At 59.4% G+C, this 16933-nt stretch carries 12 protein-coding genes; 5 read left to right on the forward strand and 7 right to left on the reverse strand.

The window, feature by feature from the left end; genetic code table 11:
• The first annotated feature begins 60 nt into the window (after positions 1–60).
• Positions 61–1197 (forward strand): porin, encoded by a 1137-nt coding sequence (locus GH665_RS28755; protein WP_153140599.1) that lies wholly within the window; start codon positions 61–63, stop codon positions 1195–1197.
• A 165-nt stretch (positions 1198–1362) separates the two neighbouring features.
• On the opposite strand, the gene GH665_RS38980 is transcribed toward GH665_RS28755, so the two are convergent.
• From GH665_RS38980 to GH665_RS28770, 4 genes are all read right to left on the reverse strand, one after another.
• Positions 1363–1902 carry a hypothetical protein gene (locus GH665_RS38980; protein WP_217361912.1) on the reverse strand — a complete coding sequence of 180 codons (540 nt, stop codon included), beginning with the start codon at positions 1900–1902 and terminating at the stop codon, positions 1363–1365.
• Between the two features lie 138 nt (positions 1903–2040).
• The gene (locus GH665_RS28760) at positions 2041–3900 is read right to left on the reverse strand and encodes a cell wall anchor protein (RefSeq protein WP_153140600.1); all 1860 of its coding nucleotides are present in this window, start codon (positions 3898–3900) and stop codon (positions 2041–2043) included.
• Positions 3901–4204: 304 nt separating this feature from the next.
• A complete protein-coding gene (locus tag GH665_RS28765) occupies positions 4205–5371 on the reverse strand; it encodes a helix-turn-helix transcriptional regulator (protein WP_153140601.1) in 1167 nt (388 codons plus the stop codon).
• A 106-nt stretch (positions 5372–5477) separates the two neighbouring features.
• On the reverse strand, positions 5478–6644 hold the full coding sequence (locus tag GH665_RS28770) for a helix-turn-helix transcriptional regulator (protein WP_153140602.1): 1167 nt from the start codon (positions 6642–6644) through the stop codon (positions 5478–5480).
• A gap of 712 nt (positions 6645–7356) precedes the next feature.
• Here GH665_RS28770 and GH665_RS28775 point away from each other — a divergent pair.
• Together GH665_RS28775 and GH665_RS28780 are read left to right on the forward strand one after the other, a co-directional pair.
• Positions 7357–8784, forward strand: coding sequence for a purine-cytosine permease family protein (locus tag GH665_RS28775; protein WP_425496070.1), 1428 nt, complete (start codon positions 7357–7359; stop codon positions 8782–8784).
• A 320-nt stretch (positions 8785–9104) separates the two neighbouring features.
• Complete coding sequence (locus tag GH665_RS28780; protein WP_246216400.1) at positions 9105–9815, forward strand: SH3 domain-containing protein; 711 nt, start codon at positions 9105–9107, stop codon at positions 9813–9815.
• 9 nt (positions 9816–9824) lie between these two features.
• On the opposite strand, the gene GH665_RS28785 is transcribed toward GH665_RS28780, so the two are convergent.
• Positions 9825–11015 (reverse strand): helix-turn-helix transcriptional regulator, encoded by a 1191-nt coding sequence (locus tag GH665_RS28785; RefSeq protein WP_153140604.1) that lies wholly within the window; start codon positions 11013–11015, stop codon positions 9825–9827.
• A 599-nt stretch (positions 11016–11614) separates the two neighbouring features.
• Here GH665_RS28785 and GH665_RS28790 point away from each other — a divergent pair.
• Together GH665_RS28790 and GH665_RS28795 are read left to right on the forward strand one after the other, a co-directional pair.
• Positions 11615–13003 carry an NHL repeat-containing protein gene (locus tag GH665_RS28790; RefSeq protein ID WP_217361913.1) on the forward strand — a complete coding sequence of 463 codons (1389 nt, stop codon included), beginning with the start codon at positions 11615–11617 and terminating at the stop codon, positions 13001–13003.
• A gap of 51 nt (positions 13004–13054) precedes the next feature.
• The gene (locus GH665_RS28795) at positions 13055–13771 is read left to right on the forward strand and encodes a hypothetical protein (protein ID WP_153140605.1); all 717 of its coding nucleotides are present in this window, start codon (positions 13055–13057) and stop codon (positions 13769–13771) included.
• Between the two features lie 332 nt (positions 13772–14103).
• Here GH665_RS28795 and GH665_RS28800 read toward each other — a convergent pair whose 3' ends face one another.
• Both GH665_RS28800 and GH665_RS28805 read right to left on the reverse strand, forming a co-directional pair.
• On the reverse strand, positions 14104–15018 hold the full coding sequence (locus GH665_RS28800) for a glutaminase (RefSeq protein ID WP_153140606.1): 915 nt from the start codon (positions 15016–15018) through the stop codon (positions 14104–14106).
• Between the two features lie 107 nt (positions 15019–15125).
• Positions 15126–16703: a DHA2 family efflux MFS transporter permease subunit gene (locus GH665_RS28805; protein WP_153140607.1), complete on the reverse strand. Its 1578-nt coding sequence runs from the start codon at positions 16701–16703 to the stop codon at positions 15126–15128.
• Positions 16704–16933 lie beyond the last annotated feature (230 nt).

Consider the following 16933-nt stretch of genomic DNA (forward strand, 5'->3'; position numbering starts at 1 on the left):
CGTCATGTCATGTGAGAGGCAGTTCCGAAGAAATTAAAACTAGACAAAGGGTTTGGAGACATGAAATTAAAGACGATTGCAGTGGCTGCCGTGCTTGCCTTGAGCGGTCCCGTGTTTGCGCAGAGCAGCGTCACGCTCTACGGAATTCTCGACACCGGTATCGAACTGGTCACGCACGCGGATGCGGCCGGTGACAAGGTGATCCGCATGCCAGGTATCACCGGTTCCGCGCCGTCGCGGTGGGGGATTCGCGGCAAGGAAGATCTCGGCGGCGGTCTTGCCGCAATCTTCACCCTGGAGGACGGATTCAATATGCGTGCGGGCGATGTGAATCAGGGCGGCCGGCTCTTTGGAAGGCAGGCGTGGGTCGGTCTGTCGAATTCATACGGTGCGCTGACTTTTGGCCGGCAATACACGATGTCGTTCTGGGCGATTAGCGACGCCGACGCGCTGGGTCCCGATATCTACGGGGGTGTTGGTTCCATCGACGCCTACATTCCGAACTCGCGCAGCGACAATACGGTTGCTTATAAGGGTACTTTTGGCGGCGTCACGGTCGGTGCGACGTATTCGTTCGGCCGCGATTCGGCTGGCACAGGCAACTCGCCCGGCCAAGGCACGTGCGCGGGATCGATTCCCGGCAATTCGCAAGCCTGTCGGCAATGGTCCGCGCTATTGCGCTATGACGCCAGCTCCTTTGGCGTGGCGGCTTCCTACGACGAACAGCGCGGCGGTCCAGGCGCTGCCGCGAATTTCTTCAACGGGGTAGCGCCGATCGCGTTGACCCAAAGCGGCGACAAGGACACCCGAATGCAACTCAACGGCTACTTCAAGGTGGGTCAGTTCAAATTCGGCGGCGGCTGGCTGGGACGTTTCGTCGACACGGAGGCGCCTGCGGAGCCTGACGTCCGAACGAACATTTTCTACGTCACCGGTACGTATTTCGTGACGCCTTACGTCATTCTCGACGGCGGCGTCTATCGCACCCTGGACAAACAGCAGGACACGCGCGCCACGCTCGCGGCTCTACGGGGCACATATCTGCTGTCGAAACGAACCAGCGTCTATTTGCAAAGCGGCTACCTCTTCAACAGTGCCAAGGCGCGCTATACGCTGAGCCAGGGTGGACCCGGGACGACGCCGGCTGCGGGTATCGGACAACTCGGTGTTATGGCCGGCATCAAGCACACGTTCTGAGCGCGCTGGATTCCGATGCGTTGATCCTGCATCGACCTGGCTCGAGATTCTGCAGTTTCGACGCTTTTCATTGTGACAATCGGCTGGCAAATGGCGACTCACGGCATGGCCGGGTTTAGTTTTGGCTTCGGATATCCTTCAATCTGGAAAGAAAAAATGTCAGACCTAGTTTGCTGAAATATCCCAGCTATCCAACTTGCCGCCGGTAGCGCTGTTGCTTGCACCGTAGCCTGCGTCCGAGTGGAAAATATATCGGCACCACTTGCTCGATGCACTCGAACCCCACGAGAGAGACACGCAAAACTGTCCGGTCTCGAGAACATGCCAGTTTCCGGTCGCATGCACAACATCCGAGGCGTGCGCAAAATGTTCCTTGCCCGGCTGTACATGGTATTGAAGCGAACCGTCTTCGTGCGTCTTCATGATCGTGGAGAAGCCGTTCACATATCCGTGAACCGTAGCGTTTCCTAGAAGCGTTGTGACCTCATCGTGCGAAAGCGGCAGCGCGCTGTCAGGTACGGTCACCGACCGGGGCGACGCGCAGGCAGCGAGCAATGTCCACGTTGCAAGGGTGACCACGCAACCGAACCGATGCGACAACCGGGACCTTAACCCTGGGATAAGCGCGTGGTCGTGTTGGACCTGGACGGCCGGCACGCCATTGATCCGGCGTACGTCCGCAGATGCTGGATATCGATTCTTCAATTTGCGTCTCCGGTAACGACGCCGACGGTGGTGAAGCACGGCAGTCTGGTAGAGCAGGTCGACGCCGCACCGCCTCGCGAATCCGCAGAATGGCTACCCGCCTGGGCGGGCAGCCATTGCACGTCGTCGAGGCCGCACTCAGTCGTTGTACTTCCAGATGTTGTAGTAAGCGGTCTGGGCAGCACTCCAGTTCAACTGAACAAGCCGCGAGCCGCCGGCCTGCAATGCAGGGAACTGGCAGGCCGTCGTGCATTGCTGAACGCCGTTCTGGGCAACGCCTGCTGTCACGGTTGCGGTGTACTGCCCCGAGCTCTGGAAGCTCACCGGTCCCGTCCACCATCCGTCTACTTCAGTCGAGGGTGTCACACCCGTGCCAGGCACCGTCTGAATCTGCACGCCTGTCACCAGTGGCGCCAGGTTCGCATTGGCGTTGCCGATCAGGTTCGACCACGACAGGCTGGCCGAAGTCTGCGCGCCTGCCAGTGATCCGTTCGGATTCAGGAATGCGCTCTGTGTACTGGATGACAGCGTTTGCCAGCTGACCCCGGCGCCGGCAGACGAGCCGAGCACGGGAGTCGGGTTCATGACCTTCGTGGGTTGACCAATCTGGTTGCCGTTGGTGTCGTAGAACGTGACCGTATAGATCGCGAACTGCGGCACGCTCGACGTGTTGATGGGCGAGGGCGTGTAGTAGCCGACGTTGTTGGACCCGGGGGTATAGGTCGCGGTGTTGCCGGGCAGTGCCTGCCATGACCAGCGGTAGAGACTGGTGTTGGCGTTCGTCGTGGCGCCGCCGGTGGGGGCGGCGCTCAGGAGGTGTTCCGTCAGCGAAAGACTGGAGTTGCCCGCTCCATTGCGCGGCTCGAGCCAGGCGGTAGCGTTGATGCCCGGTCCCGTTACCGACGCGGAGGCGAGGGTCACCGGGTTAGGCGTGCCTGCGGCACCGGCGGGAATGCCGATGCCGAGTCCCGATTCATATCGCCCATACTGCGCGTCGCTGGTATCGAGGAACTGCCGTTGGGCCAGGAACGACGTAATCGAGATGTTGTAACCCTGCTGGTTGCCGATGATGTCCCAGTTGCCGTTCGCCAGTTGCTGCACGACGGTCGTCGCAAAGTTGGATGTGCCCGACGCGCTGGTATAGAAGATCTGCACGAGCGCGCTCTGCGTGTTCACGTTCGGGAATGTGCCTGCCGGGATGAACGTCAGCGTCTTGACGCCTGTGATGGTCGAGCCCGCAGCGCTGATACCGGAGTGGTAGCTCTGGAACGTGGAAAAGCCGTTCTCGAGATAGGAGGCGTCGATAGCCGACGAACAGGCAGAGGTCGTCCCGCCCAGGCATTGCCCCAGTTGCGTGAGCAGCGTCGCCAGGTAGTTCGCCTGAACTGTCGGCGCGGACAGCGGCGTGCTCGCCGCCGCGGCCGTGGAGTTCAGTGCAATCACGCTGTTCGGACTGGCGATGCTTGCCAGTTGCAATCCACCCGTCGGCGAGGGTATCACGGTCACGGAATCGATCACCGCATCCGCGCCGGTCTGATTCGGCGTGAACGTGCCGCCGATCGGATCGAAACTGCTGGCAGCGGCCGCCGTGAGACCGCCCGTCTGGGTCAGGAGGGTCGACAGGGCCTTGTTTAGCTTCGACACGGAAGCACTGACGTTCGCCGGCGTCACCAGTGAGGAGAGTGTGGCGAGAGTCGTGAGATCCAGCGGATTACCGTCCGTGGTCAGTTGCGCTGTCACCGCCGTGGTGAGCGGCGTCACGTTGGCGACCAGCGGGGCGCTGCTGCCGGTCGGCACGCTGGCTACGACGGAATACAGCGGCGCATTGTTACCGCTCGGATCGGTCGCGACGATCAGGAACGGCGCGGTGAGTCCGGACAGCGGCACCGAGTAGTTACCACTCGCGGCGCTCGTTGTGGAAGCGTTCTTGCCCGTCGAATCGATGACCAGCACGTTGGCGCCTACCAGCGCATTGCCGATGGCGACGGTGCCGGTCATGGCCGTTGGTGTGGCAGTCGAGCTTGTCGTGGTTGAGCCACCCGTATTCGTCGAGCCACCGCCGCAGGCGGCGAGTATGGAAAGCGCAGAAGCTCCAGCTGCTGTTAGAAGTAACCCCGTTTTTGTGTGATGTCGCGTCATTGTTTTGAAGTTCATGGTTTTCCCCGAATGGAAACTGCGGTGTCTCTGTCGACCAATCTTTACCGAGAAGGTATCGACGACGCACCGAGACGTCCATACCCCAATTGGGGTGTGGAAATTTCACCGCAGCAGGTCATCATCACGGGGTGGCGACGGAAGCGATCTAATCGAAGGCGTTCAACGGCAGGTGAAGCATCAGTCGCATCAACTCTGATTGACGGTTCGTCGAGGTCTTGCGGTAGATAACCTGAAGCTGTTTTCGCACCGTCTCATGCTGGGTTCCAAGGCGGGCAGCAATTTCCTTGGGAGAAAAACCGTCGCCGAGCAACTGGCTAACACGGGCTTCAGCGGGTGTGAGATTGAACGCGGCTGTGAGGAGGTCTGAGTCGATGGGCGGGGCCGACTCAGGATGATAGAAGAGCAGCATGACAAGCGGCCGTAGACCAAAAGCGCCGCTGACCTGCGGTGGGACCAGCAGGGTAAAAAACGTGTATAGCGTTTCCTCTGCCATGCCGGGTTGGGCCGCAGGGCTGATTGTCAGCGAATGGTAAGCAGAGGCTTCTTCCACCCTGGACGGATCGCCGGCGCGGGCAAGCCCTTCCAGGCGCGCGCACTCGTCCTGAAACCGCTTCAGGAACGGGGTGGGCAAGGCGAGCTTGCCGTCCACCAATCTGACGAGGGAAGTCGACGTGAGCAGGCGCGAAGCCGCCTCGTTGACGAGTACGACGCTATTGTCCGTGGTCAATAGCATTACTGGCTGTCGAAGCTTGTTGACGAGTGCGTGACCGATCAGGGCCTTGGTCGAGAACACGAAATTCTGTACTTGCATCCGGGCCGCACGGGCCATGTGCGGGGTGAGCTTCTCCAGAAAACGTATCTCGGGCTGCTCGAGCGGAGTTTCTCCGACTGCTCTGAGCACCCCAAATATGACACAGGCGTTTGCGTCGTCTACCAGTTTGCAGAGTGACACGTAGCGCCGACCAACGGGGATCAGGAATTCCTGATAGAACGGATCCAGGGAGACAAACTCGTCGTTGAATACCTCATGGCAGTGCACCCATTCCTCGATGTCCTTTTGCCGAATAAGGGCCGTTCGTGGGTCAATTTTTCCGTACTTCTGGATATAGGCGAGCTCGCCGTCAATGGGAAGGTTGAACCCGTCGCTATAGGAGAGCGCACCATGCTGCTTGTCGAGCGCGAGCATGTGGATGGCGCTGGCCCCGACTGCTTCGCCCAGCGAGGTAAAGAAATCAGCCCATGCCGCCGGTCGTGCCACCGCTTCATAGAGCAGGTGAACGATGTTGTCGTAACGTGCGTCAGATAGGTCCACGCCGATTCCCCGGTTTTTATGCTGCCTGATCCGTCTATCTGAAGCTCGACGGCAAATGAAGCGGCTCAATCGGTATGGTCATCCCTGATTGGCCAGATCCGTTGTGCTAATCAAAAGCGTTCAACGGAAGATGCAGCATGAGCCGCATCAATTCAGACTGGCGGTTGGTAGATGTTTTGCGGTAAATAGACTGGAGCTGTTTGCGCACGGTCTCATGTTGGGTCCCGAGTCGCGATGCGATTTCTTTCGGTGAGAGACCTTCGCCGAGCAGGCAACTCACGCGCCCCTCGGCCGGCGTTAGATTGAAAGCAGCACCCAGCAGGTTCGAATCGACCGGTGGAGCCGACTCAGGATGGTAGAAAAGAAGCAGAACAAGCGGCCGAAGGCCAAACGCGCCGCTAACCTGAAGTGGCACCAGCAAACTGAAAAACGTATAAAGCGTTTCTCCCACCATACCGGGCAGCGTCGGCGCTGTGATCTGCAATGATTGGTAGCTGGAAAGCTCTTGTGCCGCGGACGGGTGTTCACCACGAGCTAACCCTTCCAGACGCGCGCATTCGTCGTAGAACTGCTTCTCGACCTGTTTCGGCAAAGACAGCTTGCCGTCAGTCAGCTTGATCAACGCAGTCGACGCGAGCAGGCGGGAAGCCGACTCGTTGATCAGCACGACGCCGCCATCTGTGGTTAGCAGCATCACGGGTTGTCTAAGCTTGTTGACGAGAGCATGTCCGACCAGCGCTTTGGCCGAGAAGACAAAATTCTGTATCTGCATCTGGACTGCACGCGCGAGATGCGGCGTCAATTTCTCGAGGAATTCTATTTCCGGCTTGCCAAGCGGTTTCTCGCCAACGGCTCTCAAGACTGAGAAAACCACGGAAGATCTGGCGTCATCGACGAGTTTGCAACCGGACACGTAGCGCTTACCAATCGGAATCAGGAATTCCTGGTAAAACGGATCGCGCGAGACAAACTCATCGTCGAACATTTCATGACAGTGCAGCCATTGGCCGACTTCCTTCGCCTGTACAGCCGCCATGCGAGGGTCGATTTTTCCATATTTCTGGATATAACCCAGTTCGCCGTCAGTTGGTAAATTAAATCCATCGCTGTATGACAAGGTGCCATGCTGCTTGTCGATTGCAAGCATGTGGACGCTACTCGCTTCAACCGCATCGCCGAGCGCATTGAAGAAGTTAGCCCACGCGGCGGGATACGCAACGGCTTCGTAGAGAAGATGGATGACACTGTCATACCGTTCGACGGACAGATCCACGGTGATTCCCCCGGAGTCTTGATTTGTTAGACGCGCGGCATAGTCCTGCGACCGACTTTAGCAAGGGATTCTTACAGTTGGTTTCCACGTCGCTTCCGTGGCTGGTTTTCGCAAAAAAGCAGTGGTTTCTGAAAAGCCGAGTGCGCTCGGCTCGCTCTCGATGCCATACGTTGGATATCTACGGTCAATTACGCACCTTCAGGGAGAGCGGTAATGAGAGCAGATCGGGGGAGGTTATTCCGTGATTGATGCATCGTTATGAGTTGCCACTCGCTGAGCAGATCGTTGCGGCATGTCTATACATATCGCTTATCTTTTTTCAATCCGACTGTGATGCGCTGGGCAAGCGCGAAGCGGGACAGGCTGCCGCAGAATTCTCTAAAAGCCAGCTATCTCTCACCAGATAACGGCCTTCCCATGAAATAACGTTTCTGACAAAAATGGAAGCTGAGATCGCGTACACGAATCGGGTAATCCCTATTTGCACACACTTGTCTATACAAGTAAATTTCTACCCTGCGTGATCGAACTCGACATGGCCGGGTACCAGAAGTCCCCGCCGCCAGGCGAGCAAACCGCTGCTCGCTCCCGATTCGCCAGATAGATAAAAGCGGCGGCTCGTACCGCCACACCCGTAACTCCAATCGTCCGTTCGCCCGACTCGATGTCGGGCAAGTGGCATCGGAAGTGTTCTGGAGAATGTTTCTTGGCAATTCCCACTGAAGACGCCGCCAGCGGCGCGTTGATCGAATCCCGCTCCATTGACTACATCCCCGATGCGGAAAGGCATGGCAGCCTGTTTAGCCAGTTCACGCTGTGGCTATCGGCCAACCTGCAGATCACGGCCATCGTGACGGGCGCGCTCGCTGTCGTACTTGGCGGGGACGTGTTCTGGTCGCTCGTCGCCCTGGTGATCGGGCAGATCATCGGTGGAACCGTGATGGCGCTGCACGGTGCTCAGGGACCCCAACTCGGCCTCCCACAAATGATTTCGAGCCGGGTGCAGTTCGGCGTGTACGGCGCGATGATTCCCATCGTGCTCGTGTGCCTGATGTACGTCGGTTTTTCGGCAAGCGGTTCGGTGCTGGCCGGCCAGGCGGTCGCCCAGCTTTTCAACGTCGACGACGCGCTCGGCATCGTGATGTTCGCCGCCGTGATCGTGCTCCTGACGATCTTCGGCTACCGCTCGATTCACTTCGTCGGGCGCATTGCCAGTGTGGTGGGCGTCGCGGCCTTTGTCTTCATGTTTGCACAGCTCTTCGCGCGTCACGACGTTGGTGCGTTGCTTGCGAACCGGCACTTCACGCTCGCCAGTTTCCTGCTTTCGATGTCGCTGTCGGCTTCGTGGCAGATCGCGTTCGGCCCGTACGTCGCAGACTACTCGCGTTATCTGCCGCGTTCGACCTCGTCTATCCGTACGTTTCTCGCTGTGGGACTCGGCTCGGTAATCGGCGCACAGGCTGCCATGACCTTTGGCGTGTTCGCTGCGGCACTCGCAGGAAGCCAGTTCTCGCACCACGAGGTGTCGTACATCGTCGGACTGGGCGCGAGCGGTGCGATTGCCGCGCTGCTTTACTTCAGCATCGCATTCGGCAAAGTCACTGTCACGACGCTCAACGCATATGGCAGCTTCATGTCGATGGCGACGATTGTCAGCGGCTTTCGCGGTCAGCGCGCCATCTCGACCCGTCACCGCCTGCTTTACATCCTCGGCATGGTGGGCGTATCGACGTTGGTCGCGTTGGCGGGCCGCCATTCGTTCCTGAAAGAGTTCTCAGCGTTCATCCTGTTCCTGCTCGCTTTCTTCACGCCGTGGAGCGCGATCAACCTCGTGGACTACTACTGCTTTACGAAATCGCGCTACGACGTCCCGGCTCTCTCGAATCCGGACGGCCGGTACGGCCGCTGGAATGTCATGGCCATCTCGATCTATGTCGTTGGGGTGGTGGTTCAGATGCCATTCATTTCGACCGGCTTCTATACGGGCCCGCTTGTCGACGCACTTGGTGGAACGGACATCTCGTGGATTCTCGGTCTTATCGTACCCGCGGTGCTCTATTACACCTGTGCTCGCCACTCCTCGCGCACTATCCCGAAGCATCTCATTCTCCCGGTCGAGCAAGGCAACGCACGCAATTGAAGTACGTGGAAGCGCTTCCTCTCCAGGTTTTCCACTGACACGCACGGGCAGAAGGGCGCCCCGAATCGGCAGCGGTTCTGTCCAGGTTGCGCAGCGTCGAAGATCGGCTCTTTGCCCAGATCGGCGGATGGGCGGCAAAGCATGAAAGTTGCTGAACGGTAAGAGCGCTGACAAACCGTAATTGCGCAGAAGGGCGAGTGCAATTCAATTGCCCCCAGGCTTGTCCAAGCAATGTGGACCTGCTATCGAGGCGCGCCTATCGCCTGGACGAAACGAATTGCGCACGTCAGGCATGGACCACTCTTTCCGAGGGAGGAATCGTGCAAAAGAAAATCGTCATTCGAATCGTCGCGGGAGGCGTCAGCCTGATGGCGCTGTCCGGCGCTGCAATCGCTCAATCGCTGGCATATACGAATCAGCCTGTGGACGTTTATGCGGGGCCGTCCGGGGATTATCCGGTGGTGGCGCAAGTGCCGCCGAGCGCGCAGCTGACGGTGTACGGCTGTGTCTCCGATTACAGCTGGTGCGACGTCGAAGCGCCCGGACTGCGCGGTTGGGTCTATGGCGGATATCTCGACTATCCGTACCAGGGTAGCGAGGTGCCGGTCATGACTTACGGCGTGCAGATCGGACTGCCGATCGTGGTGTTCTCGTTCGGAACTTACTGGGATCATTACTACCGCGGCCAGCCCTGGTATCACGACCGGGACCGCTGGGCGAATCATCCGCCGCCGCTGCGGGGCGCTCCGCCGCCGCATGGTGGTCCGCCGGCAGCGGGCGGTCCGGCTATGAATCCGCGGCCGGTCATGCACGGCGGCCCGCCGCCGCAACCCCAGCCGGGGTACGCGCATGGGCCGACGCAGCCGCCGCCGCAGCCGGGCTACGCGCACGGGCCTGCGCAGCAGCCCGGACACATGATGGGCGGTCCCCAGGGACAGACTCCCTTACACCCGGGTGGTCCGTCCGGTGAGCGCGGCGGCGAGGCGCGCGGCGGCAGTGAAGACCGCAATCGTCCACCGGATAACCATTAGCGATTGCATTTAGCTGACACCCGCACGCCACGTGTCTGTCTCGAAGCGGATCATCAGCGCCGCGCTCGACAGCAGCAGGCGGATGAGGTCCGCCTGCCGCGTCACGCCGGTCTTCGCGAACACCTGCTTCAGGTGCGAGCGCGCCGTATCATAGGTGACCTCGTGTGCCTGAGCGTATCCCTTCAGATCCTCGCCACGCATCAGCCAGCCCGCAAGCCGCGCCTGGTGGCGTGTCAGCCCGTAGGTTTTACAGAGCAGTTCTTCAGGCGTGCATGGCGTGTCGTCCGGATCGGAGGCGAATACGATCGCTGCGGTCTCCGCACCAAAGCCGCTCGTATTTTCGTGAACCGGCGCTACCATCGCTGAAATCGGGGTCACCGAGCAAAGACGCGAAAGCCCCAACGCAGTACCGATTCGCGGTTGCCGCTCCTTCATGCCTATCGCTCGCGCGAGCGCGCGTTGCAAGTTATCGTCGTCTTCCGGGAGTTGCGCGCGTAAGCGTCCTGACGGGTCGAGCCGGAGCCCGCGATGCGCGTCGGTCATCGCGTGCGCCGTTCGGTTTGCTGTAAGGACTTTGCAACCGGCATCACACATCCAGACGGCCATTGGCATTGCGTCGAGCGCGTGCATCTGCCCTGCATTTGCTGCGCGCAATGCCCGGAACCGCTTGTGAATCTCGAATGACTGAGACAGGTGCGGTACCAGTGCCGCGTATAGCCGCAGGGCGTTGTTGTCGAACATGCCCGCATGTCGGGAGCGGATCGCGGAGAACTTGATCGCCTGGCTGCCAGTTTTCAGCACTACGCCGCCGAGCGCATGGGCGAGGTCTTGCGGTCGTAGCCAATCGCCGTAAAACTCGCTTCGCTGCAGCGCAGAAAATGGGACCAGCATCTCCGATGTGATTGCCTGGCCAGCAGGCATCCTGTTCTCGGCCTGCGCCCAGATGTTGCAATGCGCGTAATGGGCTCCATACGAAGCGATAAAGGCCGGATCGAAGCGCACATATTCCATCAGCGCGGTCTCTCCGTCCTGCTGCACGACCGTCGAATCTCTGAAATCGTGCATGAAAATTACCACGCTCTCGGCACCGACTGCTGTCGCAAACCTGTCGAGAAAGGTCCGCCATTTCGATGGGTCCGTTGCCGCGGCATAAATCAGATGAATCACCATCGAAAGCGTTTCTGCATCGACGCCGTCCATTCCAACCTCCTTTTGCCTCCGGTGGTCGCCCCGACCGACCCGTCGGCACAAGCCGGCGTTCCTTGAAGCCTACTATGAAATCAGGCTTCAAAAATTTGTTTGGCAATGCAGATAATCTGAACTTCATCAGTGCCGTTCCGGCAGTTCGCTTGCACCCCGGCCATGCAATCGCGCGATTCCTGCCGGGCAGCGCACCCGTTCCCACATTTATTCCTTCGTTACCCTATGAAACGCGCTACCGATGCAAAGCGCGAAATGTGCACTGGCGCACACGGATAGATTGCAATCTACCCCAATTGAGGCATGACGCCACCCGCGCGGGGGACAAGAATATGTTCAACGATTCTTCAGATTCAGCACCGGCCGCGCATGCATTCGAGCCCCTGCACGGCCGATGCGGTAGTCGATGGAAGACAGACGAAGCTCGAATATTGATCTGACTTTTGAAGCGATCAGATTCTTGCCCGCTTCCTGGCCGTCGACGAGCGCTCCTCTTTGATCGCCACTGCGCCGGATTCAATGAGTCGCCAATTGTCAGCGGTCGCGTTCCATGCAGACCGATGAAAAGACACGCGTTGGACCTGTCAGGAGAAAGGAAAATGAATCCATCGTATTCCCGTATAGAAGCAGCGACAGTGCTCGTGATGAGCACGCTGGTGCTTTCTGCGTGTGGGGGAGGCGGAAGCGGAAGCGGAGGTAACCAGACGCCGCCGACTGTTACACCCCCTGGTAGCTCTCCAGGCACACCTGGCTCAAGCTACACGATTGGCGGCTCCGTGTCGGGGCTCGACAGCGGTCGTTCACTGTCCGTGCTCGACAACGGTGCCGATACCCTGTCGATAACAGCCAACGGGGCCTTCACGTTTGCCACGCCTGTCTCATTCAATAAAGCCTACGCCGTGACAGTTGGCAGTCAACCATCATGGCAGAACTGCTCGGTGGGAAATGATAGCGGCGTTGCCACGAGCAACGTCACCAATGTGACTATTTCGTGCGTGGCCGGCCAGGCACGGGTATCGACCTTTGCCGGTTCGACTACCTCTGGCGCGGCCAACGGGGCGGGCAACGATGCGTCATTTAATGCGCCAGCAGGCGTAGCTCTCGACTCGAGTGGGAACGTTTATGTGGCCGACTTTGGAAATAATGAAATCCGCAAAATCACACCGGCAGGTTTAGTGAGCACGTTCGCCGGCTCTGGGGCTTTAGGCTCCGCCAATGGCATGGGTAACACCGCATCGTTTAATCATCCGGGTGGTGTCGCGGTCGACGCAAATGACAACGTCTATGTAGCAGATCTGGGAAATAACGAAATTCGGAAGATCACCGCCGCTGGCGTAGTGAGCACCCTTGCAGGCTCGACGACCCCGGGTCATGCCGACGGAATGGGCAGTAGCGCGTCGTTCAATAGTCCGTGGGGCGTGGCAGTCGATGCGAGCGGAAATATCTATGTGGCAGACGTTGAGAACGAGGAGATTCGAAAGATCACGCCGGCTGGACTGGTGAGTACATTCGCGGGCTCGTTGTCGGCCGGTTCGTTGGACGGTACCGGTAGTACGGCGCTATTCGCAGGTCCACGCGGTATAGCGATTGACAGGAGCGGAAATCTCTACGTGGCCGATAGCAGCAACAACGAAATCCGAAAAATAACGCCTGCAGGTGTGGTAAGCACGCTGGCGGGGTCGACAAGATCGGGTTCGGCTGACGGGACAGGCGGAGCCGCGTCATTTTCCGACCCAAACGGGGTAGCGGTTGATGCAAGCGGGGCGATCTTTGTAGCAGATCGTGTGAACAACGAAATTCGCAAAATCACCCCGACCGGCACGGTAAGCACCATAGCGGGTTCTTCCTCAGTGGCAAGTTCAGTCAATGGTGTCGGCAGTGCGGCTTCCTTTGCTGGACCAGCAGGTCTGGTTGTCGACGCAAACGACAATATCTACGTGGCAGAGATGAACGACAACGAGATCCGTTTTCTGACGCCTGCTCCGTAAGCGAGTTCAGTACGACATCCCGTTTGATCGAACGCTTAGCAGGGGCTGAAAATGAATGCGGTTAAAGCGAAAACAGGTTTCCGCTGCGATTTCAAAGTTGCCGCCGCAGGGGCGATTGCGTTGTTGATGGTGGCATGCGGAGGAGGGTCAGGCAACTCACCCGGTGCCGGCAGCGACAGTGCAAGCAATGGCGGAAATAGCGGAAATGGCGCAGGTGCTGGAGCAGCCTCCTCTCCAACTTCCGCCAGCGCGCCCACAGGGGCTTCGTCGCCGGCGACTGCTAACCTGAGCTGTCCGGCGGGAAGCGGTCAAGGCACTGGTGGATTGCAGTTCTATAGTCCAAGCGGCAGTTTTTCCTATTCTCTTAGCACGGTCGCTGGTTCTGCTCAAGACTACGCCACGCTGACCTGGGGAGTACGGTATAGCAATGTCAACAACCTCGCGTCGTCGAGTTACTCCGGTTCGCTCCGCGCTACGCTCTATGCGGTGAAGAGTTCTTTTGCCGGCAGCGGCGCCATTTCGGGGACGCTACTTGGTGTATTCATCCCCAGTTTCACTGGCTCTGGCGCACAAAGCGCAAGTCAGGTGAAAGTTAACGGCTATAGCACAACAACCGTCGTTAGCTCGGCGGTAGAAACCAATCCTCCAGTCGGCCAGTATTGTATGGTTGCTGCGCTCGATGAATACTTGCCCGGCAGCTGCTCGTCGCCCGACGGGTATTGCTTTGTCGATTGGCTGCAATTCCCGGGACCCGCGACGTTTCAATAGCTCGCGAGCGAAGCTGGTCAATTCTCAACGATGCACGAATGTAACTGACCCAGTGACGATTTAATTCTCGCCGGACGCCGGCGCCTGGGTGCGACCGCAGCTTCTGAGCGGCGAACGGCAATTCCGACATTCGACGGGCTGCTCAGCGTCCATGAGCGGTCGTTCCAGGATCGTTGCCCGGAGCGGCAGCTTCAGGGTCGCGTGCGGCCAATCGCTGGCTCGCAAATTCCGGACTGTGCGTGTTCTTTACATCAATCCATCGGCGGAAGGGTCGCCTGGCGCCGAAGAAAAAATATCAACCTCGCTAACGACGAATTGGTTAATCGGCGGCATCAGAAAATCGACCGCCCCGTATAAGTCGTCAACCATTCCAGCGCCAGTACGCCCGCGAGCGAGTTCCCATTGCTGTCGAGTCCGGGCGACCACACACAAACAGCCATCTCACCCGGCAGCACCGCGACAATTCCGCCGCCCACGCCGCTTTTCGCCGGCAAGCCGACCCGGTAGACGAAATCGCCCGCCGCGTCATAGGTGCCGCAGGTGAGCATCAGCGCGGAGAGCCGTTTAGCGGAACTGATGTCGAGAATCCGCTCGCCGGTGGTGGGTACCACCCCATGATTGGTCAGGAACAGCGCCGCCTTGGCCAGCTCGACGCAACTCATCGAAATCGCGCATTGCCGGCAATAAGCATCGACCACCACCTCAGGCGGCATCTCCATGTTGCCGAAGCTCGCCATGAAATGCGCCATCGCACGGTTGCGGTGCGCGTGCTGCAACTCCGATAGCGCGACGCGCGAATCGTAGTCGATGCTGGTTTCACCCGTCAGCCGCCGCATGAATTCGACCAGCGCGGTTTCGGCCTGCACGAAACGGCGGCACAACACATCGGTGACGACCAACGCTCCTGCATTAATGAACGGATTGCGCGGCTTGCCGTGTTCGGCTTCGAGTTGGACCAGCGAATTAAAGGCGTTGCCGGACGGCTCGCGCCCGACGCGTTGCCAAAGTTCGTCGCCGAGCAGCCGGAACGCGAGTGTGCAGGCGAATAGTTTGGAAATGCTTTGAATGGAAAAGCGCGTGTCGGCGGCGCCGGTGCGGAATAAGTCACCCGATGCCGTGACGATCGCCATGCCGAAACTCCCGGCGGGAACGTTCGCGAGTTCGGGAATGTAATCGGCGACCTTGCCGGTGCCCAGATACGGCTGAAGATCGCGATGAATCTGTTCGAGGATGGATGCGTAGTTCATTGGGGCTCGGACCGTTGAAGCCGCGATTCTACTGGCATCCTGCTGCTAATTGTTGATGCGGCGACGCGCCGGCGTGCCTGCTCGCGCAGCAACGCCGTCGCCCGGAATCAGTGCGCGCCCGCCGCACCCGGACCGCCGCCACCCTTGGCCGGCTTCGTAATCCAGATCAGCGGAATGATCAGAATGAAAATGATCGCCGATACATAGAAGATGTCGTTCAGGCCCATCATCGCGGCCTGGGTGTTCACCGTGAAATCGAACAGCGCATGCGCCGATTGCGGATTCAGTTGCAGCAGCGACTGGGTCGAATCGATCTGCTGGTTGAACAGCGGGTTGTTGATGCTGGCCTGCTCGGTAAGCCGTGCATGGTGCAGCACCGTACGGTTATTCCACTCGTTGCCGGCGATCGACGTGCCCACCGCGCCGCAAAACACGCGCGCGAAATTCGACAGCCCAGCGGCGGCTGGAATTTTGTTTGGCGGCTGTCCGGAAAGAATGATCGCCGTCAGCGGCACGAAAAATAGCGCCATCGGAATGCCTTGCAACAGCGTGGGCAGCACGAGGTGCCACGTGTCGATTTCGATCACGTACTTCGAGCGCATGTAAAACACAATCGCGAAGCCGATAAACGCGAGCGTTGCGATGATACGTGCGTCCGAGCGCGGCAGCACGCGGCCCATGATCGGCGCGAGAATCACCGCAAATACGCCGAGCGGCGCGGTAACGAGGCCGGCATCCACGGAGCGGTAGTTCAGATACTCCTGCATCCATTGCGGCAGCAACACGAGGTTGCCGAAGAACACCCCGTACGCCACTGAAATCGCGATCGTGCCGCCGAGAAAATTGCGCTGCGTGAACAGCCGCAAATCGACAATCGGGTTCTCCTCGGTCAGCTCCCACACGAGGAAAAACGCGAAACTGATCAACGCGGTGATGCCGAGAATCAGAATCACCGGAGAGGAGAACCAGTCGAGATCCTTGCCCTTGTCGAGCATGATCTGCAGCGACGCGACCCATGTCACCAGCAGGCCCAGCCCGACCACGTCGATCGGTGGCTTGCGGGTTGCCGATTCGCGGGTGCGATAGATCATCCACGTGACGCCGGCCGCGAAAATGCCGACCGGAATATTGATGTAGAAGATCCATGACCAGCTATAGCTATCCGTGATCCAGCCGCCGAGCGCGGGGCCCGCAATCGGGCCGACGGTGGCCGTCATGGCCCACAGCGCGAGCGCGGTCGACGATTTCTCCTTCGGATACGAACCGAGCAGAATCGCTTGCGAGAGCGGAATCAGCGGCCCGGCCACCGCTCCCTGGAACACCCGCGCGATCAGCAGGATCGGCAGCGTGGGCGCAATGCCGCATAACCACGAAGCCAGCACGAACATCAGAATCGCTCCGACGAACAACTTGATCTGGCCGATGCGTTGCGTGAGCCAGCCGGTCAGCGGAATCGAGACGGCATTGGCAGCGGCGAACACCGTGATAACCCATGTGCCTTCGTCGACCGACACGCCGAGGTTGCCCGAAATGGTTGGAATCGCCACATTGGCAATCGACGTGTCGAGCACGTTCATGAAGGTGGCGAGCGCGACGGCGATGGTCGCCAGAACCAGTTTGCCGCCTTGTAGCGGCGGCGGTGGTGCCGGCGGCGCGGCGGCAGGCGCGGAAGAGGGCTGGCTCAAAACGATTCTCCGGATTGCGGTGCAACGGATGTTTGATACGGCGTGATGCTCTGCCCAGGCAGTGAGCCGGGCGGCTGCGCGAATGCCCACAAAAGCATACCTGCATTCACGTTCCGGCGTAGTCGAAGCACGCAGATCGGACGGCAGGAAGCGTTCCGGCAGCGTATGCTCCCGGCTGAGGCGCCGCGCAGGACTGCACGTTGCCGGCCTGGCTGGCCGCGCGTGCGGAA

The sequence above is a fragment of the Paraburkholderia agricolaris genome, from assembly GCF_009455635.1.
Lineage (GTDB): Bacteria > Pseudomonadota > Gammaproteobacteria > Burkholderiales > Burkholderiaceae > Paraburkholderia > Paraburkholderia agricolaris.